Below are 26,309 nucleotides of genomic sequence, written 5' to 3' on the forward strand. Positions count from 1 at the left end.
ATATTCGTGTTTAGGAGAGGGTCGCATGAAATGGAAGCGTAGTGAACGACTAGTTGATATGACGTACTACTTACTAGAACATCCACATCAGCTGATCCCGCTAACTTATTTTTCAGAACTATATCAATCTGCTAAGTCATCCATTAGTGAAGATTTAACGATTGTAAAAGAAACATTCGAAGAAAAAGGAATCGGGTTATTGATGACAGTGCCGGGTGCTGCAGGAGGAGTAAAGTATATTCCGAAAATGTCCGAGGCTGAAGTACGTTTAGTGATTCAAGATTTAAAAGCAGAGCTAGAACATTCAGATCGATTGTTACCAGGTGGTTACTTATTTATGACGGACTTGCTTGGAAACCCAGATTTAATTAATCGTGTAGGAAAGGTCTTTGCTTCGGCCTTTGCAGATCAACAAATCGATGTCATAATGACAGTAGCAACTAAAGGGATATCCATCGCTCATGCCATTGCAAGACATTTAAATGTACCAGTGGTTGTTGTGAGAAGAGATAGTAAAGTAACAGAAGGTTCTACAGTAAGCATTAACTATGTATCTGGTTCTTCCAGAAGAATTCAGACAATGGTATTATCAAAAAGAAGCATGAAGAGTGGACAACGTGTATTAATTACTGACGACTTTATGAAGGTCGGCGGTACTATGAATGGCATGAAAAATCTCTTAGAGGAGTTTGACTGTCAGCTAGCAGGCATTGCAGTGCTTGTGGAGGCTGAGCATGCGGACGAAACATTAGTAGATGATTATTATTCACTTGTAAAGCTTCATGAAGTTAATGAAAAAGATCGAACAATTGCATTAAGTGAAGGTAACTATTTTTCTAAAAGGGGACATGACAAATGAAAGTAGTAGCAACAACAAATGCACCAGCAGCAATCGGACCATATTCACAAGGTATTATTGTTAACGGAATGTTTTATAGCTCTGGTCAAATTCCATTAACAGCTACAGGTGATTTAGTGGAAGGCGATATAACTGTACAAACAAATCAAGTATTTGCTAATTTAAAAGCTGTTTTAGCGGAAGCTGGAACTTCTTTAGATAATGTTGTAAAAACAACGGTCTTTATGAAAGATATGAATGACTTTGTAGCGATGAATGAAGTTTATGCAAATCATTTCGGTGATCATAAACCAGCTCGTTCAGCTGTAGAGGTAGCCCGTCTTCCGAAAGATGTAAAAGTAGAAATCGAAGTAATCGCAATCGTAAAATAAATAAAACTTATTAAGCTCACTAAAGAGAATCTTTATTCTTTTTAGTGGGTTTTTTTACGCCGACAAACAATTGTCAAAAATTACGTATATAAGAAAAAATATTATTCTAATAAGTATTCAAATTTTTTAGAAAATTTGATAGACTATGAAAAGGAAAATATTCGGTAATTGAGAATATAATATTTTCATTTAGGCATCCAAGAAGAGAGGTGGTGAGAAAATGGAAGTTACTGATGTGAGATTACGTCGGGTACAGACGGATGGTCGCATGCGTGCGATTGCTTCCATTACACTTGATAATGAGTTTGTTGTTCACGATATTCGTGTCATTGATGGAAATACTGGTTTATTTGTAGCTATGCCTAGTAAACGAACACCAGATGGGGAATTTAGAGATATTGCTCATCCAATTAATTCTGATACTCGAAATAAAATTCAGGAGATCATTTTAAACGAGTATCATAACTCTAGTGAAATAGAGGAAGCTGGTAAAGAAGAAGAATTAGAGGGAATCGGTGTGTAATAAATAGTAAATAACTTACTTTTTAAGGATATGTTACAAACTTACGGTAAAAAAGATAGGAAGAACTCTTCTAGTTGGAAGGGTTCTTTTTATTTTGATAAAAAGATAATATGAGCAATTTCAGGATATACTTCATGACATTCGAGCATAAGGTGCATTGGATTTAGGAATTCATGTTTTTGTCAACTCTACATGCCTTGAAAATAGATGAATTTTGCTATATAGTCATAAGAGAAAATGAGCGTATTGGAGGACTTACAGATGAGCAATATTTTTGCTGTCATTTTGGCTGCAGGTCAAGGTACACGTATGAAGTCCAAATTATATAAAGTGCTCCATCCAGTATGTGGGAAACCAATGGTACAACATGTGGTGGATCATATTCAGACGTTAGATGTGAATCGCATTGTAACGGTTGTCGGACATGGTGCTGAAAAAGTGCAACAACAGCTTGGTGATAAAAGTGAGTATGTGCTGCAGGCTGAACAACTAGGTACAGCGCACGCTGTGCAACAAGCAGAGGCCATTTTAGGTAATGAAGAAGGTACAACATTAGTTGTATGTGGAGATACACCACTAATTCGTCCTGAAACGATGCAAGCTCTATTCGAACATCATCAAGCAAAGAATGCTAAAGCAACTATTTTAACTGCAATTGCTGAAAATCCAACTGGCTATGGCCGTATATTACGTGGCAGTAACGGACAGGTGGAGCAAATTGTTGAACAAAAGGATGCTTCAGCAGAGCAGCAATTAGTAAAAGAAATAAACACAGGCACATATTGCTTTGATAACAAATTATTATTTGAAACATTGAAGCTTGTGAAAAATGATAATGCTCAAGGTGAATACTATTTACCAGATGTCATTGAAATTTTACAAAAGCAAGGTGATATTGTTGAAGCATATGTCACTGATGATTTTGAAGAAACACTAGGTGTTAACGATCGCGTGGCTTTATCACAAGCCGAGACATTAATGCGTACAAGAATCAACGAGAAGCATATGCGGAATGGTGTAACAATTATCCATCCTGAAACAACGCATATTAGTGCAGATGCAGTTATTGGGCGTGATACGGTGATTCAACCTGGCTCAATGATTGAAGGTGCTACTGTGATCGGTGAAGATTGCATTATCGGGCCAAACACTCAAATCATAGATAGCCGCGTTGGTGATCGTACAACTATACATTCTTCAGTTGTCCGTGAAAGCGCTATTGCAGAGGATACTGCTATTGGGCCATTTGCTCATATTCGACCACTTTCAGACATCGGTAGTCATGTCAAAATTGGTAACTTTGTAGAAGTGAAGAAAAGCAAGCTAGATAACGGCTCGAAAGTTTCACATTTAAGTTATATTGGCGATGCTGAGATCGGTAGTAACGTCAATATTGGTTGTGGTTCCATTACAGTAAACTATGATGGAAAAAACAAGTTCAAAACAATTATTGAAGATGATGTATTTGTAGGATGTAATACTAACTTAGTAGCGCCAGTGAAAGTTGGAAAAGGTTCATTTATTGCAGCAGGTTCTACAATTACAAAAGAAGTTCCTGAAGATGCACTTGCCATAGCTCGTGCAAGACAAGAAAACAAACCGAATTATGTAAGCAAATTAAATTCAAAATAATTATCAACTAAACAGGAGGCCATCATGCCGTATCATTATGCAAACTCACAATTAAAAATATTTTCACTTAACTCTAATAATCCATTAGCTCAAGAAATTGCGCAGGAAATGGGCGTAGAATTAGGTAAATCTTCTGTTAAGCACTTCAGTGATGGAGAGATTCAAATTAGCATTGAAGAAAGTATTCGAGGTTGTGATGTGTTTATCGTGCAGTCTACTTCTGCACCTGTAAACGAACATTTAATGGAGCTTTTAATTATGGTAGATGCAGTTAAACGTGCATCTGCTCGTACAGTAAACGTTGTAATGCCTTATTATGGTTATGCACGCCAAGATCGTAAAGCAAAAGCGCGCGAGCCAATTACAGCTAAATTAGTGGCAAACCTACTTGAAACTGCTGGTGCAACACGTGTTATCGTATTAGATTTACACGCACCTCAAATCCAAGGTTTCTTCGATATCCTAATCGACCACTTAATGGCAGTACCATTACTATCTGATTACTTCAAATCTAAAGGTATTCCAGGAGATGAGATCGTTATTGTTTCACCAGATCATGGTGGGGTAACACGTGCTCGTAAAATGGCTGAACGATTAAAAGCACCGATTGCAATTATTGACAAACGTCGTCCGAAACCAAACGTTGCGGAAGTGATGAACATTGTTGGTAATGTTGATGGTAAAGTGGCAATCTTGATTGATGATATTATTGATACAGCAGGTACAATTACAATTGGGGCAGATGCGTTACGTGCTGCTGGTGCAAAAGAAGTTTACGCTTGCTGTTCACACCCTGTATTATCTGGTCCAGCAATTGAACGTATTGAAAACTCTGCTATTAAAGAATTAGTGGTGACAAATACAATTCAGCTTTCAGACGAGAAAAAATCTCCAAAAATTACAGAGCTTTCTGTAGCTAAATTAATGGCGGATGCTATCTCTCGCGTTTATGAAAATAAATCTGTAAGTACTCTATTTGATTAATAAATATTGTAAGTATAAGACCAATCTACTCTTTGAGTAGATTGGTCTTTTCTATATAAATTGGACACTATTTCATCAAGACGAAGAAATAGATGAGTGTTTTATGTGTGAGCCTTCTCACAAAGGGGTATAATAATAATGTGTCTTAATAATATTTACTCTACCTTAAACAAATAGAGCTAAGTATTATCATAGCCTACAACGAATTATTGTTGAGGCGTAAATAATTTTCTTGGAAGGGGAATAAAGAAGTATGAGTACAGTATTAAGTGTTACAAAGCGCGAAACTGGGCATCGTTCAACATTAACCCAACTTAGAAAAGGGGGAGCCATTCCTGCAGTTATTTACGGCTACAAAGTAGATTCAACCCCAATTTCTATTGCTGCAAAAGATTTTAAAAAGTCCATTCAAAAAAATGGGCAAAATAGTGTGTTTTCGCTAGAGTTAGAGGGGAAAAAGGTGAATGCTGTTGTGTCAGAGATTCAGCAATGTTCATTGAAAGATGAAGTAAATCATATTGACTTTTTAGCCATTAATATGGCGGAAGAGCTAGAAGCTGATGTCCCGATTAAATTACTTGGACAGTCAGTTGGTGTGAGTGAGGGCGGTATTTTAATGCAGCCTAACTTAGAATTAAAAGTTAAAGTAAAGCCAACAGAGTTACCCGAATCAATTGATGTGGACATTTCATCGTTGAAAATTGGGGAATCCCTAACAGTAGCAGATATTCGCGATGCTACACCTGTTGAAATTATTAGTGAAGATGATTATATGTTAGTAACCATTGTGGCGCCTGTTTCTGTAGAGGAAGAGACTACAGAAAATGAAGAAGGGCAAGAGTCAGTATAAAAGTAAATACGCTTAAGGCTAATAAGAAGGCTATAGCTTTCTTGTTAGCCTTATTTTTTATGCCTTTTAACAATTGTACAAAATGCTTTCTAGGCATGCTATATGGTAAAATAATGACTATTAGATTTGAAAGAAGAGAGGTACTTATGAAAATTATCGTTGGTTTAGGAAACCCAGGTAAACCTTATGAGCATACAAGACATAATATTGGCTTTGATGTTATTGATGCGTTAGCAGAAAAATGGGGAACACCTTTAACAAATTCAAAATTTAACGGGATGTACACAACTGTACATCGACCAGAAGGAAAGGTTCTACTTGTTAAACCATTAACATATATGAATTTATCAGGGGAATGTGTTGGTCCTCTAATGGACTATTTTGACATAGAGGTAGAAGATTTAATTGTCATTTATGATGACTTGGATTTAGAGACAGGTAAATTACGTCTGCGACAAAAAGGGAGTGCAGGTGGTCATAACGGCATTAAATCATTAATTCAACATTTAGGCACTCAGGAATTTAATCGTATTCGAGTGGGCATTAATCGCCCGCCAGCGGGCATGAAGGTAGCAGACTATGTCTTAGCTAAATTTTCGAAGGAAGACCAAGTTCTTATGCAAGACGCCATTGTAAATTCTGTAAACGCTGTTGAAGCATCTCTTTCAAAGCCGTTTCTTGATGTGATGAATCACTTTAACGCAAGCAAATAGATGGAAGTAATAAAATTTCTGTTAAAGTTTTTGGATAATTGGCATGGTGTAAGGTGAGTAATGAACTGCCTTACACTATTATTACAGCTAATATTTGTAGTGAATAGTCTTAGCTACAGGTAAAAATTAATTCTCTAATTTTCAAGTTATTGCAATGAGGATGACAGTGAAAAGTGCATAATCCTTTTTATAAATGTCTATACTTTAAGTAGAAAGTTGCTTAAAGGAGGATGATTTGGAGATGTCAGTTCGCTATCGATGTCGGCATTGTGAAGTAGAAATAGGGACACTACCATTTGATGCAGATGATACAATTCGAAAGCTGCATATTTTCGAATTGGGAGAAGCGGATGATTATGTTGAGAAAGATCAACATGGTCAAACGACTGTGCACTGCATTTGTGAGCAATGTGAGGATTCGCTGAGACAATATCCAGATTATCACGCACTCAATAAATGGATTCAATAATTGGAAGGATGCTTTGATACACTTATGTGTGTTCAAGGCTTTTTCCATTTCATAAAACAGCCATTAATAGAGATATGTAAAATAACACTAGAATAATAGAAATAAAAATATAGAATTTATGCTGAAAGGAGCTTTTGACTGTGGAGGTTTTACGACAGCTTGTGTCGCAAGATAAACATATTACATCATTTTTAAAGGAAATTCAGAGCGGTCAAACTGCATCACAGCTTATAACAGGTTTAACAGGAAGCGCACGCCCAGTAATGGTTGATGTGTTATTTGAATATGTAAAGAAGCCAATCTACATTATCTCTCCTAATCTATTGCAGGCACAAAAAATGGTGGATGAGCTTGCTGGACTATTAGGCGAGGAACATGTTCACTATTACCCTGCGGATGAATTTATTGCAGCTGATCTTTCTGTGGCTTCACCAGAACTTCGCGCGGAGCGAATCGCGACGCTCGATTGCTTAGCTAGAGGGGAGAAAGCCGTATATGTAATACCTGTGGCTGGTCTACGTAAAATAATGCAACCAAAAGAACACTGGCTACATTATTTTTTACAAACCGCATTAGGCGAAGATGTTGAAATTGATAAATGGTTGCAAACGTTAGTTGAGATGGGCTATGTACGGAATTCAATGGTGACATCACCTGGAGAGTTCGCATTACGTGGGGGAATTTTAGATATTTATCCACCTTATTTAGAATCACCAATTCGTATTGAATTATTTGATACAGAGGTTGATTCCATACGAACATTTTCAGCAGATGACCAACGTTCTATTGATAAATTACAAAAAATTCGTATTCTTCCTGCTTCTGAGGTCATTCTTACGAAATCAGAAAGACAGGCATTAGCAGACCGTTTAGAAGTGGCATTAGCAGCCAGCCTAAAGAAGGTGAAAAAGCAGGAGACGAAAGAACTTCTGTATCAGCATATTCAATATGATATTGAGTTGCTACAGCAAGGAAATTTACCTGATTATGTAAACAAATATGGCTCATTATTATACGATAAAACAGCCTTTTTGGGAGATTACTTTGAACATGATGGTATTGTGCTTTTTGACGAACTTGGACGTATTCAAGAGGTAATGGATGCATGGGAACGTGAAGAGGATGAATGGTTTTTATCTTTAATCGAAGAGGGAAAAATGGTTCATGATGTCAAACCTGCCTTCTCATTAAAAGAAATATTGGCGATGTTGTCACAACAAAAGCTTTCATTTTCATTATTTTCGCGAACATTTGCAGGGATTACGTTTACTAAAACAACCAACTTTTCTTGCAAGCCAATGCAGCAATTTCATGGACAAATGTCCTTGCTTCAAAGTGAGGTTGAACGCTGGTTACTTGGCAAATTTACAGTTCTCATCATAGCAAGGGATAAAGAACGAGTGAAAAGAGTTCAGCAAATGCTTGAAGAATACGATATTCATACAGCGATAGGTGAGCCAACAGAACCTGGTATTTATATTGTAGATGGTGGCTTGTCGAGTGGCTTTGAATTGCCTCTGCAGCGTTTAGCGATTGTAACAGAAGACGAGCTCTTTAAACAGCAGGCAAAGAAAAAAGCACGCACACAAAAAATGACCAATGCTGAACGTATTAAAAGTTATACGGAAATTAAGCCAGGTGATTATGTTGTACATGTTCATCATGGGATTGGTAAATATATTGGTGTAGAGACATTAGAGGTTAATGGTACACATAAGGATTACCTGCATATTCGATATCGTGCAGACGATAAATTATATGTACCCGTAGAGCAAATAGACTTAATCCAAAAATATGTGGCGTCAGAGGATCGAGAACCAAAGCTACATAAATTAGGTGGAGCAGAGTGGAAAAAGGCGAAAGCGAAGGTATCCTCTGCTGTACAGGATATTGCGGATGATTTAATAAAGCTGTATGCAAAGCGTGAAGCAGAGAAAGGGCATGCTTTTACACCTGATAACGATGACCAGCGTAATTTTGAAGCGATGTTCCCCTATGAAGAAACAGAAGATCAACTACGTTCAATTGTTGAAGTAAAACGAGATATGGAACGTGAACGCCCTATGGACCGCTTAGTCTGTGGTGATGTAGGCTATGGTAAAACAGAGGTAGCCATTCGTGCCGCATTTAAGGCTATTCAAGATGGAAAGCAAGTGGCATTCCTTGTCCCTACAACTATTCTAGCTCAGCAACATTATGAGACTATTCGTGAGCGCTTTCAGGACTTTGCCATTAATGTTGGATTGTTATCTCGCTTCCGGACGAAAAAGGAGCAAACAGCTACATTAAAGGGCTTAAAAGAGGGCCGAGTCGATATAGTTATTGGAACACACCGTATTTTATCTAAAGATTTAATTTTCCAAGACCTTGGTCTGCTAATTGTGGATGAAGAACAACGCTTTGGTGTGACGCATAAGGAAAAAATTAAGCAGTTAAAGACAAATGTCGATGTCTTAACTTTAACAGCTACACCTATCCCAAGGACACTTCATATGTCCATGGTAGGGGTCCGAGATTTATCTGTTATTGAGACGCCTCCTGCTAATCGTTTCCCAGTTCAAACATATGTGATGGAGCACAGCGGGGCATTAGTACGAGAAGCTATTGAGAGGGAAATGGCACGTGGCGGACAAGTATTTTATTTATATAATCGGGTAGAGGATATGGCTCGAAGGGTTGAGGAGATTCAAGTGCTGGTCCCTGAAGCACGGATAGGCTTTGCTCATGGAAAAATGACTGAGTCAGAGCTAGAATCCGTAATTTTAGCCTTTTTAGAGGGCGATTATGATGTGCTTGTTACAACAACGATTATCGAGACTGGTGTCGATATACCGAATGTAAATACATTAATAGTCCATGATGCTGATCGCATGGGCTTAGCACAGCTCTACCAATTACGCGGGCGCGTTGGACGTTCTAACAGAGTAGCTTATGCATATTTTATGTACCAACGCGACAAAGTTCTGACAGATGTAGCGGAGCAACGTTTACAAGCAATTAAAGAATTTACAGAGCTTGGCTCAGGCTTTAAAATTGCGATGCGAGATTTATCTATTCGGGGCGCAGGAAACTTACTTGGAGCGCAGCAACATGGCTTTATTGATTCAGTTGGCTTTGATTTATATTCACAAATGCTTCAGGATGCCATCGCGGAACGTCAAACGGGCGTGAAAAAAGAAGAAAAGCCAGATATAGAAATTTTGCTGAGTATTGATGCTTATATTCCAGACGCTTACATTCCAGATGGTTATCAAAAGATCCAAATGTATAAACGAATTAAAGCCATGGATCAGGTGGAGGAGTATGACGAAATCATGGAGGAATTAGAGGATCGATTTGGCGATCTTCCAATTGAAACAGAGCGTTTACTTCGAATAGCACGAATGAAAGTTTGGGGCTTAGGTGCGGGAGTAGTATCTGTAAAGGAGAAGCAAAAACTTATTACAATACTATTGTCAGAACAAGGGACGGCAAGTGTCGATGGCAGTAAGATTATTGAAGAATCGATGAAATTCGAGCGTGCTGTTGGTTTTGGTATGGATGGCATGCAGTTAAAATTAACAATAGATGAACGCAAGAGTGGGAAATATGAACCCTTTGATATGTTGGAAGAGCTAATGCAAATTATTGATAAAGCAAAAAAGCAGCAATAGTAGTTAAAAGGCAAATCTTATCTTTTACCGTAAAAGATAAGATTTGCCTTTTTCATGTTGCTTCAGTAATCATCATCTCTAACATATTTGCTCACAGGAATAATTGATTTTTTCCAATATTTTTTATGAATTAATTATAGAAACTTATTCCTTGGGTAATCTAATAAAGAGTTGATTGATGTAATACCGTTTTTTGAAAAAAATTGATTGATGGTTGTGAAATCCTTTTTCTTCAGTTTTTGCATAGATTGCTCAAATAAAAACCATACTATCATTGAATTAAAATTTCATTGTAGCGAAAGCGAGGCATTAGAATGAAGGCAACAGGAATTGTTCGTCGTATTGATGATTTAGGGCGTGTAGTTATTCCAAAAGAAATTCGTAGGACGCTACGTATTCGTGAAGGCGACCCGCTTGAAATTTATACGGACCGTGAAGGCGAAGTCATTTTAAAGAAATATTCTCCCATCAATGATTTGGGGGAATTTGCAAGAGAATATGTTGAAACACTTTATGAAACGATGGGCACACCAGCATTTGTCACTGACCGTGATGAAGTAATCGCTGTTGCAGGGATAGGGAAAAAGGAATATATAAATCGTCGCATTACGTCCTTTGCGGAAAGCTTTATGGACGAACGCTCCACAAAAATAGAAAAAATGGAGACAACGATTGAAATTGTCCCTGGACAATATGAGCAAGTAAAATCATATTGTGCGACACCTATTATGGTGAATGGTGACCCAATAGGCTGTATTATCGTCTTGTCTAAAGTACACTTTGTTGGTGAGGTAGAAGTCAAAGTAGTGGAAACAGCTGCAAACTTCTTAGCAAAACAAATGAATAGTTAATGCATGGAAAAGTTATTGCGATGACCTTTAAGGCTGAACAATAACTTTTTTGCGTACATAAGGATGAATCATTATAGGAACAGTAGTGCCACCTTGCACGTCAAACTTTTGAGATATGCTATACTATTGGCATTGTTAAGAAGGAAAGAGGGCAATTTATGTCGCAACGTTTTGGTATGAAAAGCTACATGAAGGGTGCCGCCTTATTGACGATAGCAGCCCTTATTGTAAAAGTTCTTAGTGCCATTTACCGTGTGCCTTTTCAAAATCTAGTAGGTGATGAAGGCTTTTATATCTATCAACAGGTATATCCAGTTATTTCAATCTTCGTTGTTTGGACATCTAGTGGCTTTGCTATAGCCATTTCTAAAATGCTTGCAGACAATGATTGTATTGTTGATACAATAGAACGTGATGAAAGACGTCGCACTATAACACAGGTAGTTTTCAGGTATTTAACGGTATTATCACTACTGTTTTTTGCCATTTTATTTGGAGGTGCTGAAAAGATTGCCCATTTAATGGGAGATATTCAATTAGCACCACTTATTCGTACAGGCTCCTTAGTAGTATTGGTTATGCCAGCGCTGGCTATTTTAAAAGGTAGCTTTCAATCTAGAGCAATTATGGAGCCTATTGCTTATGCCCAAGTACTTGAACAAGCAGTGAGAGTAACTGTCATATTAGCAGGTACCTTTCTTATTATGACAACGACTAAATCTCTTTATGGTGCAGGAAAAATGGCTGTTATCGGTACAGTAATTGGAGAAATTACAGCCTTGCTATTACTTGCTTATATCTCATATAAACGATTTGGTCTACAGCAAGTTAAACAACATCTACAACGTAATCCAAGTTTACCTATCATTAAAGAGGTCACTTGGCTGAGCTTGAGTGTCAGTATGAGTGGTCTACTACTACTTGGCTATCAATTGGTCGATTCATTTACAATCTATTCTTCATTAATTGATAATGGCATGACTCCTACAATTGCAAAGGAAACGAAGGGTATTTATGATCGAGGACAACCGTTAGTTCAACTAGGTGTTGTCATTGCATCCTCATTGTCGTTGGCCATTGTGCCACTTGTCGCCCATTTGTCGAAAAAACAAGCGGGACGTAGTGCAGTACCATTCATACAATTAACATACAAAGCATCCGTCCTGTTCGGCTGGTCTGCTGCACTAGGCTTAATGCTAGTTATGCCTTATTTAAATGAAATGCTTTTTAAAACCAATTCCTTATCGGAAGTATTGATTGTCTATGTATTTCAAATTGTCCCTTTGTCGATTATCCTTACATTTACAGCAATCTTACAAGGCTATGGAAAATTAAAAAAACCAGCTTTATTTCTCATAATCGGTTTTCTAATAAAAATTATATTAAATGTACGTTTAATTGGTGGATTAGGTGTACTAGGAGCTGCCATCGCAAATGATATAGGATTATTATTAACAGCAACCTTGCTAATTATTTATTTAAAAACATTGACTGGCATTCAATTAGCTTCAGGCGCATTTTATAAAAAAGTAGGTATAGCCTCCTTCAGTATGACAATCGTCGTTCTTATATGGTTACAGCTAGTATCGTCCTTGTTAAACCATTTGATGTCTTCACGTATGATAGCCATGGTGGCGGGTTTGACAGCAGTATCTATTGGGGCGTTTGTTATGCTAACAATTATTGCAAAGAAAAGAGTACTAATAGAAAAAGAATGGTATTTACTGCCGTTTGGACGTAGAATGGCTGTTTACCAACTTTGGCTAAATTCAAGGAAGTAGGTGTAATATTGAATACATTAACAATTATTGGTTTAGGTGCAGGTGACTTTAATCAGCTGCAAATGGGTGTTTATAAAAAATTAAAGGCTGCTAAAAAATTATATGTACGAACAGTGGATCATCCGGTTTTAGAGGAATTAGCAGCAGAGGGTGTGGGATTTGAAAGTTTTGACGACGTTTATGAAAAACACGATACATTTCAACCTGTGTATGCAGAAATAGCTGATTCTCTTATAGAAGCTACCGCTGTTGAGGATGTTATGTATGCTGTGCCAGGGCATCCACTAGTTGCAGAGCAAACAGTGCAATTACTTATTGCAGCCGCAAATGAAGGGAAAATTGAGCTAGTCATTGAGGGTGGTCAGAGTTTCTTAGATCCCATTTTTGGTGCGTTAAAAATAGATCCAATTGAAGGCTTTCAATTACTTGATGGTACTAGTTTTTCAATGCATGACATTAACATGCGTCAGCATATCTTGATCGCTCAAGTATACGATACATTCAGTGCATCAGAAGTGAAGCTAACGTTGATGGAGAAATATGATGATGAGTATCCTGTGACAGTTGTGACAGCGGCTGGATCTTCCCAGGAACAGATTGTCACAGTGCCACTCTATGAACTCGATCAAAGTGTAGAAGTAAATAATTTAACAACAGTCTATGTACCACCTGTAAAATCACAGGAGGAGTCATTAAGAGATTGGACAACATTCCGTCAAATCATTGCAACGCTGAGAGGTCCAAATGGCTGTCCTTGGGATCAAAAGCAAACACATGAGTCGTTGAAAAAATATTTACTTGAGGAAGCACATGAATACTTGGCTGCGGTTGATGCTGAGGATGATTTTGCTATGATTGAGGAACTTGGTGATGTGTTGTTACAAGTATTTTTGCATGCACAAATTGGAGAAGATCAAGGTTATTTTACACTTGAAGATGTGTTAGCTTCGATTAGTAAAAAAATGATTCGCCGCCATCCGCACGTTTTTGGGGATGTTGCAGTAGAAGATGCAGATGATGTTGTGGCTAATTGGGAGGCTATTAAAGCTGAGGAAAAAGAAACTAGCGACAAACCTTTATTAGACGAAGAATATAGAGCATCTTCGGCATTACAGACAGCCTACAATTATCAAAAAAGAGCTGCAAAAGTGGGCTTTGATTGGCCAGATGTGGAGGGAGCATGGGATAAATTTACCGAGGAATGGCAGGAATTTCGCCATGAGGTGACGAAAGGCTCTAATGCGTCCCGTCTTGATGAATTTGGCGATGTATTGTTCACATTAGTAAACTTAGCACGTTTCTATAAATTATCACCAGAAGAAGCCATGCTACATGCAAATGAGAAATTTGCAAGACGTTTCGGCTATGTTGAGCAACAGGTAAAGGCTAGTGGAAAACCATTTTCCGATTTTACATTAGAACAATTAGATGCATTTTGGAATGAAGCAAAGCAACTAGAAAAGGAGTAAGATTATGAGATTAGATAAGTTTTTAAAAGTATCCCGTTTAATAAAACGCCGTACTTTAGCCAAAGAAGTGGCTGATCAAGGACGTATTACAATCAATGAAAAGATTGCAAAAGCAAGTAGTACAGTGAAAGCTGGTGATGAGCTTGCTATCCGTTTTGGTCAAAAAATAGTAACGGCACGTGTAGAAGAAATACGTGATACTGTGAAAAAAGAAGATGCAGCAAAAATGTTTACCATTTTGAAAGAAGAACGACTTGAAAAGATTGAGCCTGAATTTATTGATGATGAGGATTAAAGCTAAATTTATTTTCTAGCCCTCCTATTGTTGTCCTGCCTTTCTTTTTGTAGGTGAAAGTATGACACAACTTAAATAAAGTTGTCATGCTTTGAAGGTTGTCCGCATAAAGTGAACAGAAGCTAGGACGACTAAAGGAGGAAAAAAATGACGCTACATCAAGAAAGTAATCGTTACACAATTCCATCTGGAGAGCATATTTTAACGATTCGTAATCGTAAAAGAATGGACATGACTTCTGTAAAATCAATTGAACGCTTTGATCAGGAAGAGTTTTTCATTAAGACGTCCCAAGGGCACTTGTTAATCCGTGGAGAGGAACTGCATATCGTTCATTTAGATGTTGACAAAGGATTATTGACACTTGAAGGAACTGTAAAAACCTTACAGTACGACGAGGAGGAAAGTGGCTTCTCGAAAGGTTTCCTTCATAAGTTATTTGGATGATTGTCAGTGAACAATTTTATCAATTAATTGTCATGGTTTTGAGCGGTATAGCAGTTGGTTTCATAATTGATAGTATAAGGCTTATTGTTTTTTCAACTCCAAAAAGGTCAAGCCTTCGAAAGTGGATGATGGTTGTTGAGTTAATAACTTGGATTCTACTTGGAGGGTTGACATACTATTTATTATTTTGGCTAAAAGATGGCGCTTGGCGGGCTTACGACCCGCTAGCGCAAATAGCCGGAATTTTTTTGTATCAATCATTTTTTCAAACCTTTTTACGTTTCGTTGCTAGAATTTTGGTGAATATAACATGGAGACCCTTTTGGTTCATTGTGCGTTTCATAATTACGGTTATTCGACAAATTTTGCAATTATTAATAAATATTGTTATGTTTGTTATAAGACCTTTTGTCAAAATTTATTCGTATTTGTCCTACACTTTTTTTAAAAAATTACGATATTTGAAGTATAATAAAAAGCAACAATAATTATCGGAGGTGCGGACATGACTAGACGTCATTCATCAAATGATGAATCCCAAAACTTCACTAAGCTTGATAATGACTATGTCCGTAACACGGATAGAGCTATAAATCGCAAACAACAGGCTCGAAAACGTAAGATGCGTCGTATTGTCTTTTTTGCGATTGTACCAGTCATTATTATTGCTCTTCTCTTAAATGTGCTGTCACATCAGAATGAAACATTAGCAGCAAAAGAGAAATCCAAAGAAGAAGCGAATCGGCATCTCACTGAATTGAAAGAAGAACAAGATACATTAAATCTTAAAATCAAACAATTGCAGGATGATGAATATATCGCGAAGCTATTAAGAAAAGAGTACTATTTATCGGAAAAAGGTGAGATTATTTTCATCATTCCAGATAAGGAAGATAAAAAAGACGACTGAAAAGCTATGTATTGTTGACACTCTTTTATTGTTATATATAATGAAAAGAGAAGCTTATTGCAGTAAAAAGTTTGATTAAATTGATTACATGGCTCAAAAGAGTCGCTTAATTTTTAAGGAGGAGCATTTTTTTTATGTCAATTGAAGTAGGCAGCAAGGTACAAGGTAAAGTAACAGGAATCACAAATTTTGGAGCATTCGTTGAGCTGCCAGATGGCAAAACAGGCTTAGTTCACATTAGTGAAGTTGCTGACAATTATGTAAAAGATATCAATGAGCATCTAAAAGTTGGAGATGAAGTTGAAGTAAAAGTGATGAATGTTGAAGCGGACGGAAAGATTGGTCTTTCAATCCGTAAAGCAAAGCCTCAAGCTGAAAGACCAGAGCGACCAGAGCGTCCAGCACGTCCACGTCGTGATAATCGTTCCAATGATCGCAACGAACGCCACCAGCCAAAAGAAAATTTTGAGCAAAAAATGGCACGCTTCTTAAAAGATAGTGATGAACGTCTAGCAACACTTAAACGTGCTACAGAATCAAAACGCGGAGGTCGCGGAGCTAGAAGAGGGTAGTTTGCTGACTGTTTTAATCGTAGAAAAAGTGTATGAAATAGAGTTGGGAGTGGCTTTTAAAAAAGCTACTCCCTTTTTTAATATACCTATAAAGTAGAAGAAGGTCTCTTTTTCTTTTTTGTGGGTGTTATCGTTTTATTATCGGTAAGACCAATGGATTCTTTCTTCACAGGATGGATAACCATTTTGACAAGTAAAGAAACACCATATACACTCACAGCTAGTCCACCAAGCAATAAGATTATTTGAACAAAAAACGGTAAGTTTATTAGAATTGAAATAAGAATAATCATTGAGCCACTTCCACAAATTAAAGCAGCTTTTGTTAATGCACTCAAGGGAATTAAACCTCCTAAAAACGTTGTTTTTACTAGTATGCCATACTTTTATATTCTGTCACATAGCTTTACTTAAGCGGACGGATAGAATTTGCAAAGAAGTAGATAGATGGATAAATTAAAAATAGGTATCTCAGAATCTAGTTCTGAGATACCTATTTGAGATGACCCGTACGGGATTCGAACCCGTGTTACCGCCGTGAAAGGGCGGTGTCTTAACCACTTGACCAACGGGCCTATATGGTGGCGGCCGAGGGGATCGAACCCCCGACCTTACGGGTATGAACCGTACGCTCTAGCCAGCTGAGCTAGGCCGCCAAATTTAGAAATGGAGCGGAAGACGAGGTTCGAACTCGCGACCCCCACCTTGGCAAGGTGGTGTTCTACCACTGAACTACTTCCGCATGTCGTTTAAGCAACAAGTTAAATAATACAAGCCAATCGTGCTAGTGTCAAGTAGGTTTGAAAAAATATTTAAAGATATTTCAGGACATTTAACTATAGAAGAATATTTTAGCGGATTTTTTGTTCTTACGTAGAAATATATCCTAGAGAAGAGTTGAATCAAACCATTAATAGTACATAAAATCCCTTCAAATTAGGCTTTAAGATGAATAGTAAATAATTATTATATTGATTAAATAATTGAATTTTCTAATATTTCTATTGATCAAAAGCCTTTTACTATAGAAATTGTTGCCAATTCTCGTATTTATGAATAGCTATTAGTCGAAATATTTATATTTTTTTCTGTCAACGTCAGACAATCTTTCCACACATAATTTTTTATAATAACCAAAAGTGCGGAAAGGGGATAGTTAAATGACAAGTATTGAATGGTATAATACAACGAATGTAGATGACCAAAAAATAGGTTTGAAAAAGAAGCAGATCCTAATAGGCTCTCTCTTTTTTTTAACCGCCTTTTTCTTGGCTCAATCTGTTGTATTTGAAGCGGCTGTACCGTTCTCAGTTCCTTTTTGGGCCATTATTCGAACAAAATATAGGGAGTATGCTAAATTCGTATTATTTGGGAGTTTAGCGGGTTGCTTTTTCCTAGGCTTTGGACAAGTCCTAATTCTCGCTTTACAAATTATCCTGTATGAATGTATTATGCGTTTTCGTTACTGGCAACTGCCCCAAAGTATTGCGGTGTCTTTAGCTGTATTACTAGTACAAATAATGTGGCAAGGGGTGATGTATCAAGGCTTACCACCAGTGCTTGTACAATTTTATGTGGGCTGTGAAGCAGCTTTAGCTCTTATTATGACATTGTTTATGCAAGTATTATTTGTTAATTCGTATGAATGGTTTACGACGCATTGGACATATGAAAAGCTAGGTTCAGGATTAGTCGTCTTTGCAGCCATGCTTACTGGAATGCAAACAGTTGTAATAAGCTATTTTTCACTCCCTATTTTTTTACTGCAGCTCTTTATCTGTTTTGGCGCATTGGTTGGAAGTGTGCCCTTAGCAACTGTCATTGGAGCAGTGCTAGGAACGCTTATAGGTGTGGCCAAGCTTTCGTTTACCGGTATGCTTTCGGTGGCTACCTTAACTGGATTATGTGCGGGTATGGGAGCGAAAGGTGGTAGATTTGGCGTTGCTATTGGTAGTATTTTACCTAGTGTATTTTTTTTATTTTATGACGCCACATTGCCCTTGGATAGTGTTTATTTCACCTCAATTGCCATTGGTAGTATTTTATTTCTAACCATTCCAAAGAAATATTCAGATAGGGTAAGGGACAAGCTCTTTCCACAACGAGAAGAGGTTTTACTAGCCCGACAGAATTGGTTAACAGAACATGTAACGTATAAATTAGAGCACTTTCAGCATTTTGTGCAATTCATGAAGGAACTTGTGTTTGATCGCTTTATGACAGCACCAGTTGAAGCGGCAAAGGAAGTCGCACCAATGAATACTTGTTTAAGTTGTTTCCGTTATGATCATTGCTGGGGTGCGCAAAATAATGGTATGGACAAGCTGATGACAGATTGGTTTCATATGAAAGGAGTAGGCAAGGAATCAGCTATTCATCGTGTTGAAGAACAAATACGCTATAAATGTGTGAAATCCACGAAAATCTTTGAGGAATTAGATACAGAACTTTATAGAGAACGAATTAACGGGCAATATTTCCATGGTAAAAAAATGATTGCCCTTCAACTGCGAGATATGAGCAATCATTTAAATCAGTTAATTGCTGAGATGAAGGAAGATACAATTTCTTTTGTAAGTGTTGAGAAGGACATTGTTGAGCGCTTAAAGGAAGCCAATATTGAATGTTTTCAACTTGATGTCTTAAGTAATAAGCCTGGGGCAAGAAAGATTGTTTGTGCCTTAGCACCAGCACGTGTCAATTGGGAGAAAGATACGACATTAGCTGAACGTATGATTTTGCCGATTCTTTATGAAATTTTTGATGAACCTTTTGAAATTGAAAAAGTAGTAGCCTGCGAAATACCATTTCGTCATGTTCAAATTTGCTTTAGATCAGCTATTAGCTTTGAAGTAGAGTATGATATATATAGCATGTCTAAAGATGCAACACTATATTCCGGTGATTCTCATGCCCTTTTCCAATTGCATCCAGGATTATTTGCGATATTGCTGTCTGATGGTATGGGGCAAAGTAAAGAAGCACAACATGAAAGTAGAAAATTGATTCATTTAATGAGAGAGTGTCTAAATTACAATATGAATCCCGAAACTGCGATGCATACGCTCCATTATGTCATGGCATTAAAGCAGCAAGATGATATGTATGCAACCCTTGATTTTGCACTTGTCGATTTACAGCACGGAGATTTGTGGTCGTGGAAAGCGGGTGGAATGTCAACCTACATTTTGCGTGGAAAAGAGGTACTGAAAGTAGAAAGTAATGCAGCACCTGTAGGATTCTTATCTATTTCAGCGGTCGAAGCTGAAAAAAGAAAACTGAAGGCAGGTGATGTTATTTTAATGCATTCAGATGGACTGTTCTCAAGTGTAGCTGATTGGGATGAACAGGAGGAAACATTTTTAGCTTTCGCACAGCAGGTAGCAAGTACAAATAAAACGATTCAAGAAAAGCTAACAACCATTATGCAATCATTCCAAGGATATTTTGAAATAGAGGATGATTGTACAGTATTAATGTTAGAGGTGACACATGTTGTACCGACATGGGCTGTCTTTAGACCAGCTCAGTATTCAATGAGTAAATCATCTTAAACTAACAACGAAAAGGGGAGGAGAAGCGTTTGTCATTTGAATTAAAGGTCAAAACATTTATAGAAGAAGAGCAATTATTACAGCAAGGCGACCATCTTCTCATCGCCGTTTCGGGTGGGATAGACTCTATGGCTTTACTTCATTACTTTATTCAAACACAGGAGCATTGGAACATTCAGGTGGAAGCTGTACATGTTGATCATATGTTGAGAGGAGAAGCTTCTGCTGAGGATAGGGCTTTTGTTCAAAAATATTGTGACGCTAATGATGTTTACTTACATGCCAAGGAAATTCCAATACCTACAATATTGGCACAGGAAAATGGTAATACACAGTTAATATGTCGTAGGGAAAGGTATCAATTTTTCAAAGAAGTTCTGCAAAAAACAAATGCTAATAAGCTTGTAACTGCACATCATGCGGATGACCAACTGGAGTCAGTATTAATGGCCCTTACAAAAAATGCAACAATGAATAGCATGCAGGGCATACGTCCTCAAAGAATTTTTGGAGGAAAATCATTAATTCGTCCGTTTTTAACGGTTACAAAGTCTGAAATAGGGGAATATTTACTTAGAAAAGGTTTAGATTATCGAGAAGATGCTAGCAATTCTAAAGATACCTATGTACGTAATCGTTTTAGACATCATGTGGTGCCTTTATTGGAGGCAGAGAATCCGCGAGTGACTGAACAGGTGACCCATTTCACAAAGCAATTGCAAGAAGACGATACCTTTTTAATGACATTGGCCCAAGATGTATTTTCCCAAATCATCATAAGAAATAATGAAAATACATATCGCATGGAAATTGAGGCATTTCAATTGGTACCACTTGCTTTACAAAGGAGGCTCATTTTAATACTATTAAACTATCTTTACAAAGATTCAAATACGATACAAAGTTATGCCTTATTGACTTCAATTTTAAAGCTTTGTGATACAACAGCAGGGTATGCTGAAATTCACTTACCTGAAGATTTTCTAGCAGTTCGCCGTTATGGAAATTTAACGATTCAGAAAAAGGAGCCGTTAGAAGGCCTAGCTTCTCCTGAGAAACAGGTTATTTCGACTGCTAATGGCTGGACAACACTGACAAATGGTGAGCGCTTACGCGTAGTCAATTTGCATGATTTATCGTCTGAATTGCTGACGGATACTGCACAACTTTTTTATTTTAACGCTAGCAAACTCCACCTACCGTTTTATGTTCGGGCACGCAGGGATGGAGATAGAATGCTGTTAAAAGGAATGGATCAGCCAAAACGCTTATCTCGCCTTTTTATAGATGAAAAGATTCCTTTAAATGAGCGAAATAGCTGGCCGTTACTGATTTCTCAATCTGATGAGGTGGTAGCGGTAATTGGTGTGCGTATGGGAATATTTTTTTCAACCACTCCGCAACCAAACGATGATACAGTGCTCATCGTAGACTAAGGTCTTTGTAAAATATTTCACCGAAATAGGGTGAAGATTTTTTGATACATCACGAGGAGGAATCGATATGTTACAAAACGACATCGAAAAAATTATGATTACAGAAGAACAATTGCAAGAAAGAATTGCAGACTTAGGCGCGCAATTAACAGAGGAATACAAAGATGCATTTCCATTAGCTGTTGGCGTACTTAAAGGGGCAATGCCATTTATGACAGACCTAATGAAACGTTTCGATTCTTTCATCGAACTTGATTTTATGGATGTGTCTAGCTATGGTAATGCTACTGTGTCATCTGGTGAAGTGAAGATTTTAAAGGATTTGAATACAAGCGTTGAGGGACGTGACGTATTAATTATCGAGGACATTATTGATAGTGGTTTAACTTTAAGCTATCTAGTAGATTTATTTAAATATCGCAAAGCAAAGTCCATTAAAATTGTTACATTACTTGATAAACCATCAGGTCGAAAAGTAAATTTATCTGCTGACTATGTTGGTTTCGAAGTGCCAGATGGCTTTGTTGTAGGATATGGCTTAGATTACGCTGAAAAATATCGTAACTTACCTTATATTGGTATTTTAAAGCCTGAGGTATATTCTTTCTAAGAACAAAAGACCAGCTATAAAAAGTAAAGGTCTCCAGCGCAAGTCACGTATTTTTAGTTATGTTTAACATAATTCAAAATCTTGACACAATGTTTAGCTATATCGAGCCCGAGGAACAGGTACAATTACGCTGGGACATATAAAGATGGCCTAAAAACTGTTGTGATAACGGCAATAAGTGAACGAAACATTTTTTAAGTAGGGCTTTTCGTTGTATGATGAAATCATGATATGTTAAGATTTTACTTATAATTTTTCTGTTTGTAATGAGGAGGCTGGAGATGAATCGAATATTTCGATATACCATATTCTATCTACTGATTTTCCTAGTGATTATCGGTATTTTTGGTACTTTCAATGGTGGAAATTCACCAACGAAAGAATTAACTTATCATGAGTTTCAAGAAGCTCTAGATAAGAAAGAAATAACAAGTGCTACAATTCAACCTGATAAATCAGTTTACGTCGTTGAAGGAACACTGAAGGGGTATGAAAAAGGGGAAAGTTTTACTACAAACATCCCTCGTGAAAACCAATCTTTAATGGACCGCATCGATGAGGCTGCTAAGGATAAAAATAGTAATATTAGTTTTTTAGCAGCACCAGAAACAAGTGGATGGATTCAATTCTTTACAGGAATTATTCCTTTCATTATCATCATTTTCTTATTCTTCTTCCTAATGAGTCAATCTCAGGGTGGCGGTAATAAAGTGATGAGCTTTGGTAAAAGTAAAGCTAAACTGTATGATGATCAAAAGAAAAAAGTGCGTTTTACAGATGTAGCAGGTGCTGATGAAGAGAAAGCAGAACTTGTTGAAGTGGTAGAATTCTTAAAAGACCACCGCAAATTCACTGAAATTGGTGCCCGTATTCCAAAGGGTATCTTACTTGTAGGTCCTCCAGGTACAGGTAAAACATTACTTGCACGAGCAGTAGCTGGTGAAGCAGGTGTTCCATTCTTCTCTATCTCAGGTTCTGACTTCGTTGAAATGTTTGTCGGTGTTGGTGCTTCTCGTGTCCGAGATCTATTTGAAAATGCTAAGAAAAATGCTCCATGTATCATCTTTATCGATGAGATTGATGCAGTAGGTCGTCAACGTGGTGCTGGTCTCGGTGGAGGCCATGATGAGCGTGAACAAACATTAAACCAGTTATTAGTTGAAATGGATGGTTTTGGTGCCAATGAAGGGATTATTATCATTGCCGCAACAAACCGCCCGGATATTTTAGATAAAGCATTATTACGTCCAGGTCGTTTTGACCGTCAAATTACAGTAGGTCATCCTGATGTAAAAGGACGTGAGGCAATTCTTAAAGTACATGCACGTAATAAGCCTTTAGCAGATACAGTTGATTTAGCAGCTGTTGCTCAACGTACGCCAGGTTTCTCAGGTGCGGATTTAGAAAATCTACTAAACGAAGCAGCGCTTGTAGCGGCTCGAAAAAGTAAGCGCACTATAAATATGGCAGATATTGATGAAGCATCAGACCGAGTAATCGCTGGTCCTGCAAAAGCCAGTCGCGTATATTCTGCGAAAGAGAAGAAACTGGTATCCTTCCATGAAGCCGGCCACGTAGTCGTTGGTCTTGAGCTAGATGAGGCTGATACAGTACACAAAGTAACAATTGTTCCTCGTGGGCAAGCGGGTGGATATGCGATTATGTTACCGAAGGAAGAGCGCTTCTTTACGACAAAGCAAGAGCTTTTAGATCGTATTGCAGGTCTTCTGGGTGGTCGTGTAGCTGAAGAAATTGTTCTTGGTGAAGTTTCTACTGGAGCACATAACGATTTCCAAAAGGTTACAAGCATTGCCCGTGCTATGGTTACTGAATACGGAATGAGTGAGAATCTTGGAGCTATGCAATTTGGTTCAAGTCAAGGTGGTAATGTATTCCTTGGCCGCGACTTTAATTCTGACCAGAACTATTCTGATTCAATAGCCTATGAAATTGATAAAGAAATGCAAAAAATAATTGATACACAATATGAGCGTACTAAGCGTATCCTTACGGAAAAACGTCACCTGCTTGATTTAATTGCCAATACACTAATGGAAAAAGAAACATTAAATGCACAAGAAATTGAGCATTTACGTGATCACGGTGTGTTACCGGAACCAGAGGCTGCAGAAAAAATTGAGGAGAACACTCCAAAGATTGAAGCAAAGCCTACATTAGATACTATTGGCGAACCAGTTGTTGAAAAAGAGCTACTAAGTAAAGAGTCAAATCCAACAACTTTGGATTTAGCAAAAGAACGTAAAGAACCGAATGATGCACCTAAGGGTATCGATGAAAAACGTGATTAAAAATAGGGAAGACTGTTTACTAGTTCAGTAAGCAGTCTTTTTCTTTGCCTTTTCTTACTAATAAGCATTAGGATAGAGTAGTAAAAAAGACAAGCTGCATGCAACTCTGCCATTTAGAGAGATGTTAGCCAAAAAAGATAGGAGTGTATATGCGTGGGAAATGTTGTATTGAATAATGGTCTTAAAATGCCTTTGGTTGGTTATGGTGTCTTTCGAGTACCCGAAGGAGATGACCTAGCTGAAGCAGTCAAAACAGCTATAGCAAAAGGCTATCGTAGTATTGATACAGCACAAGTATATCGAAACGAAGAAAGTGTTGGACGAGGAATACGAGCAGCCATTGAAGAAGGCTTGGTAACTCGTGAAGAATTATTTATCACATCAAAAGTTTGGAACGATGGACTTTCCTATGAAGAAACACTTGCGGCATATGACAGCAGTCTAGAAAAAATAGGATTAGACTATTTAGATTTATATTTAGTACATTGGCCTGGAATAGACCAAAATTATATTGAAGTTTATAAAGCACTAGAAAAGATTTATCAAGATGGTCGAGTACGTTCAATTGGTGTTAGTAATTTCCACGTACACCATTTGGAAAGCCTTTTGAAGGAAACGACTGTCGTCCCTGTTATAAATCAAATTGAATTCCATCCGCATTTAATACAGGAGGAAGTACGTGCCTACTGTAAGGATAAGGGCATACAGGTAGAGGCATGGTCTCCGTTGATGAATGGTTCTCTACTGGAAGAGGCATTGATTCAAGAGCTAGCATCTAAATATGGCAAAACGCCTGCACAGATTGTATTACGCTATGATGTGCAACATGATGTTGTCACGATTCCAAAAACGATGACACCTGCACGTATGACTGAAAACCTAGCTGTTTTTGATTTTACGTTAACTGAGCAAGAAATGACACAGTTAGATGCAATGAACGATGGACTACGTTGTGGTCCAGATCCAGAAAAATTTAATTTCAAATGATTGTAAGAGAGGCTACCATATTTAAGGGGCCTCTTTTTAAAGAAGGATGATAACATGTATAGGTATTTATCTCCACCTGTAGTAGAAGGTGATGTACTTAAGACTATCCCTCCAGTACAAACAACATCTGCTGAATCAAGATAAAAAGTATGGTATCATTTTCTAAAGTGTTTTATCCTCATTCCAGTTAGAGAGAATATTGTAATATGGGGATTGTGAAAGTTACAATGACGACATGGGAGGTGTCATTCTTGATTTTAGTTTTAGATGCAGGGAATTCCAATATTGTATTAGGTGTCTATGATGACAACGATCAATTAGCCTTCCATTGGCGTATGGTGACGGATCTTCATAAAACAGAAGATGAATATGCCATGCAAGTTCTTTCATTTTTTAATCATGCAGGCATTTCATTTGAACAAATAACAGGCATTATTATATCCTCAGTTGTGCCACCAATTATGTTTTCACTAGAGGCGATGTGCCAGAAGTATTTTCGAAAAAAGCCATTGATAGTAGGACCAGGTGTGAAAACAGGTTTAAATATTAAATACGAAAATCCTCGTGAGGTTGGGTCTGATCGCATAGTGAATGCCATAGCAGCTCTAGATTTATATAAGGCCCCTTGTATCATAGTTGATTTTGGGACAGCAACAACCTATTGTTATTTGAACGAAAAGGGCGATTACATGGGTGGAGCTATTGCGCCAGGCATCACTATTTCTACAGAGGCTCTTTATACACAGGCTGCAAGATTGCCGCGTATTGAAATCGTTCGACCTACACATATCGTGGGGAAAACGACCGTTTCTGCCATGCAGGCGGGAATTTTTTATGGCTTTGTCGGGCAAGTTGAGGGCATTGTTAATCGTATAAAAGCACAAAGTAAAGAGGAGCCATTAGTTATTGCTACAGGTGGATTAGCAAATCTAATTGCAGGGGAGACACAAATTATAGATGTTGTAGATCCATTTTTAACGTTAAAGGGTTTATATAAGCTCTATAAACGTAACCAATAGGAAATGAGGGACATT

The 26,309-nt window shown here is 37.6% G+C and carries 24 protein-coding genes and 3 tRNA genes; 23 read left to right on the forward strand and 4 right to left on the reverse strand.

Annotated features, from left to right (window positions below):
• Positions 1-25 precede the first annotated feature (25 nt).
• From purR to MKY76_RS00525, 17 genes are all read left to right on the forward strand, one after another.
• A complete protein-coding gene (gene purR / locus MKY76_RS00445; protein ID WP_004229190.1) occupies positions 26-859 on the forward strand; it encodes a pur operon repressor in 834 nt (277 codons plus the stop codon).
• Positions 856-1,230, forward strand: a complete 375-nt coding sequence (locus MKY76_RS00450; protein ID WP_004229189.1) for a RidA family protein — start codon at positions 856-858, stop codon at positions 1,228-1,230. Before purR ends, MKY76_RS00450 begins: the two co-directional genes overlap by 4 nt.
• Positions 1,231-1,450: 220 nt before the next feature.
• Positions 1,451-1,753, forward strand: coding sequence for a septation regulator SpoVG (spoVG, locus tag MKY76_RS00455; protein WP_048395448.1), 303 nt, complete (start codon positions 1,451-1,453; stop codon positions 1,751-1,753).
• Between the two features lie 261 nt (positions 1,754-2,014).
• Complete coding sequence (gene glmU, locus MKY76_RS00460; RefSeq protein ID WP_103117249.1) at positions 2,015-3,385, forward strand: bifunctional UDP-N-acetylglucosamine diphosphorylase/glucosamine-1-phosphate N-acetyltransferase GlmU; 1,371 nt, start codon at positions 2,015-2,017, stop codon at positions 3,383-3,385.
• A gap of 24 nt (positions 3,386-3,409) precedes the next feature.
• Positions 3,410-4,369: a ribose-phosphate diphosphokinase gene (locus MKY76_RS00465; protein WP_004229183.1), complete on the forward strand. Its 960-nt coding sequence runs from the start codon at positions 3,410-3,412 to the stop codon at positions 4,367-4,369.
• Between the two features lie 253 nt (positions 4,370-4,622).
• On the forward strand, positions 4,623-5,219 hold the full coding sequence (locus MKY76_RS00470) for a 50S ribosomal protein L25/general stress protein Ctc (protein ID WP_066038161.1): 597 nt from the start codon (positions 4,623-4,625) through the stop codon (positions 5,217-5,219).
• 146 nt (positions 5,220-5,365) lie between these two features.
• Positions 5,366-5,932, forward strand: coding sequence for an aminoacyl-tRNA hydrolase (gene pth, locus MKY76_RS00475; protein ID WP_016993791.1), 567 nt, complete (start codon positions 5,366-5,368; stop codon positions 5,930-5,932).
• A 241-nt stretch (positions 5,933-6,173) separates the two neighbouring features.
• Positions 6,174-6,401 (forward strand): anti-sigma-F factor Fin, encoded by a 228-nt coding sequence (locus MKY76_RS00480; protein WP_016993788.1) that lies wholly within the window; start codon positions 6,174-6,176, stop codon positions 6,399-6,401.
• Between the two features lie 140 nt (positions 6,402-6,541).
• Positions 6,542-10,054 carry a transcription-repair coupling factor gene (gene mfd / locus MKY76_RS00485; RefSeq protein ID WP_342557249.1) on the forward strand — a complete coding sequence of 1,171 codons (3,513 nt, stop codon included), beginning with the start codon at positions 6,542-6,544 and terminating at the stop codon, positions 10,052-10,054.
• A 314-nt stretch (positions 10,055-10,368) separates the two neighbouring features.
• Complete coding sequence (gene spoVT / locus MKY76_RS00490) at positions 10,369-10,905, forward strand: stage V sporulation protein T (RefSeq protein ID WP_004229174.1); 537 nt, start codon at positions 10,369-10,371, stop codon at positions 10,903-10,905.
• Between the two features lie 158 nt (positions 10,906-11,063).
• Entirely contained in the window at positions 11,064-12,686 is a 1,623-nt protein-coding gene (locus tag MKY76_RS00495; protein WP_257962295.1) for a polysaccharide biosynthesis protein, read from the forward strand.
• A gap of 8 nt (positions 12,687-12,694) precedes the next feature.
• Positions 12,695-14,155, forward strand: coding sequence for a nucleoside triphosphate pyrophosphohydrolase (gene mazG, locus MKY76_RS00500; protein ID WP_054548592.1), 1,461 nt, complete (start codon positions 12,695-12,697; stop codon positions 14,153-14,155).
• Positions 14,156-14,159: 4 nt separating this feature from the next.
• On the forward strand, positions 14,160-14,450 hold the full coding sequence (locus MKY76_RS00505) for an RNA-binding S4 domain-containing protein (RefSeq protein WP_048395337.1): 291 nt from the start codon (positions 14,160-14,162) through the stop codon (positions 14,448-14,450).
• A gap of 147 nt (positions 14,451-14,597) precedes the next feature.
• The gene (yabP, locus tag MKY76_RS00510; RefSeq protein ID WP_004229167.1) at positions 14,598-14,897 is read left to right on the forward strand and encodes a sporulation protein YabP; all 300 of its coding nucleotides are present in this window, start codon (positions 14,598-14,600) and stop codon (positions 14,895-14,897) included.
• Positions 14,894-15,385 carry a spore cortex biosynthesis protein YabQ gene (yabQ, locus tag MKY76_RS00515; RefSeq protein WP_048395335.1) on the forward strand — a complete coding sequence of 164 codons (492 nt, stop codon included), beginning with the start codon at positions 14,894-14,896 and terminating at the stop codon, positions 15,383-15,385. Before yabP ends, yabQ begins: the two co-directional genes overlap by 4 nt.
• Positions 15,386-15,402: 17 nt before the next feature.
• The gene (locus tag MKY76_RS00520) at positions 15,403-15,807 is read left to right on the forward strand and encodes a septum formation initiator family protein (protein ID WP_048395333.1); all 405 of its coding nucleotides are present in this window, start codon (positions 15,403-15,405) and stop codon (positions 15,805-15,807) included.
• A 134-nt stretch (positions 15,808-15,941) separates the two neighbouring features.
• On the forward strand, positions 15,942-16,379 hold the full coding sequence (locus MKY76_RS00525; RefSeq protein ID WP_048395331.1) for a S1 domain-containing RNA-binding protein: 438 nt from the start codon (positions 15,942-15,944) through the stop codon (positions 16,377-16,379).
• A gap of 86 nt (positions 16,380-16,465) precedes the next feature.
• Here the strand turns inward: MKY76_RS00525 and MKY76_RS00530 are convergent, their stop codons facing one another.
• The 4 genes from MKY76_RS00530 to MKY76_RS00545 form a co-directional block, all read right to left on the reverse strand.
• Positions 16,466-16,717 carry a hypothetical protein gene (locus MKY76_RS00530; RefSeq protein ID WP_313870871.1) on the reverse strand — a complete coding sequence of 84 codons (252 nt, stop codon included), beginning with the start codon at positions 16,715-16,717 and terminating at the stop codon, positions 16,466-16,468.
• Between the two features lie 165 nt (positions 16,718-16,882).
• Positions 16,883-16,954 (reverse strand) — tRNA-Glu (locus MKY76_RS00535).
• A 4-nt stretch (positions 16,955-16,958) separates the two neighbouring features.
• Positions 16,959-17,035 (reverse strand) — tRNA-Met (locus tag MKY76_RS00540).
• An 11-nt stretch (positions 17,036-17,046) separates the two neighbouring features.
• Positions 17,047-17,121: transfer RNA gene (locus MKY76_RS00545), tRNA-Gly, on the reverse strand.
• A gap of 418 nt (positions 17,122-17,539) precedes the next feature.
• On the opposite strand from MKY76_RS00545, the gene MKY76_RS00550 reads away from it, so the two are divergent.
• The 6 genes from MKY76_RS00550 to MKY76_RS00575 all read left to right on the forward strand — a co-directional run bounded on the left by MKY76_RS00550 (position 17,540) and on the right by MKY76_RS00575 (position 26,294).
• The gene (locus tag MKY76_RS00550; RefSeq protein WP_004229149.1) at positions 17,540-19,933 is read left to right on the forward strand and encodes a SpoIIE family protein phosphatase; all 2,394 of its coding nucleotides are present in this window, start codon (positions 17,540-17,542) and stop codon (positions 19,931-19,933) included.
• 29 nt (positions 19,934-19,962) lie between these two features.
• Positions 19,963-21,369 (forward strand): tRNA lysidine(34) synthetase TilS, encoded by a 1,407-nt coding sequence (tilS, locus tag MKY76_RS00555; RefSeq protein ID WP_066038166.1) that lies wholly within the window; start codon positions 19,963-19,965, stop codon positions 21,367-21,369.
• A gap of 67 nt (positions 21,370-21,436) precedes the next feature.
• Positions 21,437-21,979, forward strand: coding sequence for a hypoxanthine phosphoribosyltransferase (gene hpt, locus MKY76_RS00560; RefSeq protein WP_004229145.1), 543 nt, complete (start codon positions 21,437-21,439; stop codon positions 21,977-21,979).
• A 281-nt stretch (positions 21,980-22,260) separates the two neighbouring features.
• On the forward strand, positions 22,261-24,288 hold the full coding sequence (gene ftsH, locus MKY76_RS00565) for an ATP-dependent zinc metalloprotease FtsH (protein WP_048395325.1): 2,028 nt from the start codon (positions 22,261-22,263) through the stop codon (positions 24,286-24,288).
• Positions 24,289-24,441: 153 nt separating this feature from the next.
• Complete coding sequence (locus tag MKY76_RS00570) at positions 24,442-25,275, forward strand: aldo/keto reductase (RefSeq protein ID WP_081010921.1); 834 nt, start codon at positions 24,442-24,444, stop codon at positions 25,273-25,275.
• A 251-nt stretch (positions 25,276-25,526) separates the two neighbouring features.
• A complete protein-coding gene (locus MKY76_RS00575) occupies positions 25,527-26,294 on the forward strand; it encodes a type III pantothenate kinase (protein WP_048395343.1) in 768 nt (255 codons plus the stop codon).
• The last annotated feature ends 15 nt before the right edge of the window (positions 26,295-26,309 follow it).

The sequence above is a fragment of the Lysinibacillus sp. FSL P4-0201 genome (assembly GCF_038593425.1).
Classification (GTDB): domain Bacteria; phylum Bacillota; class Bacilli; order Bacillales_A; family Planococcaceae; genus Lysinibacillus; species Lysinibacillus capsici.

Excerpts from the sequence above, each read along its gene's own strand:
- MKY76_RS00520 (WP_048395333.1), top strand. The coding sequence starts at position 15,403 with ATGACTAGACGTCATTCATCAAATGATGAATCCCAAAACTTCACTAAG.
- hpt (WP_004229145.1), top strand. The coding sequence starts at position 21,437 with ATGTTACAAAACGACATCGAAAAAATTATGATTACAGAAGAACAATTG.
- yabP (WP_004229167.1), top strand. The coding sequence starts at position 14,598 with ATGACGCTACATCAAGAAAGTAATCGTTACACAATTCCATCTGGAGAG.
- MKY76_RS00450 (WP_004229189.1), top strand. The coding sequence starts at position 856 with ATGAAAGTAGTAGCAACAACAAATGCACCAGCAGCAATCGGACCATAT.
- MKY76_RS00480 (WP_016993788.1), top strand. The coding sequence starts at position 6,174 with ATGTCAGTTCGCTATCGATGTCGGCATTGTGAAGTAGAAATAGGGACA.
- MKY76_RS00525 (WP_048395331.1), top strand. The coding sequence starts at position 15,942 with ATGTCAATTGAAGTAGGCAGCAAGGTACAAGGTAAAGTAACAGGAATC.
- MKY76_RS00470 (WP_066038161.1), top strand. The coding sequence starts at position 4,623 with ATGAGTACAGTATTAAGTGTTACAAAGCGCGAAACTGGGCATCGTTCA.
- MKY76_RS00505 (WP_048395337.1), top strand. The coding sequence starts at position 14,160 with ATGAGATTAGATAAGTTTTTAAAAGTATCCCGTTTAATAAAACGCCGT.
- glmU (WP_103117249.1), top strand. The coding sequence starts at position 2,015 with ATGAGCAATATTTTTGCTGTCATTTTGGCTGCAGGTCAAGGTACACGT.
- pth (WP_016993791.1), top strand. The coding sequence starts at position 5,366 with ATGAAAATTATCGTTGGTTTAGGAAACCCAGGTAAACCTTATGAGCAT.
- spoVG (WP_048395448.1), top strand. The coding sequence starts at position 1,451 with ATGGAAGTTACTGATGTGAGATTACGTCGGGTACAGACGGATGGTCGC.
- MKY76_RS00550 (WP_004229149.1), top strand. The coding sequence starts at position 17,540 with ATGACAAGTATTGAATGGTATAATACAACGAATGTAGATGACCAAAAA.
- yabQ (WP_048395335.1), top strand. The coding sequence starts at position 14,894 with ATGATTGTCAGTGAACAATTTTATCAATTAATTGTCATGGTTTTGAGC.
- MKY76_RS00465 (WP_004229183.1), top strand. The coding sequence starts at position 3,410 with ATGCCGTATCATTATGCAAACTCACAATTAAAAATATTTTCACTTAAC.
- spoVT (WP_004229174.1), top strand. The coding sequence starts at position 10,369 with ATGAAGGCAACAGGAATTGTTCGTCGTATTGATGATTTAGGGCGTGTA.
- ftsH (WP_048395325.1), top strand. The coding sequence starts at position 22,261 with ATGAATCGAATATTTCGATATACCATATTCTATCTACTGATTTTCCTA.
- MKY76_RS00495 (WP_257962295.1), top strand. The coding sequence starts at position 11,064 with ATGTCGCAACGTTTTGGTATGAAAAGCTACATGAAGGGTGCCGCCTTA.
- purR (WP_004229190.1), top strand. The coding sequence starts at position 26 with ATGAAATGGAAGCGTAGTGAACGACTAGTTGATATGACGTACTACTTA.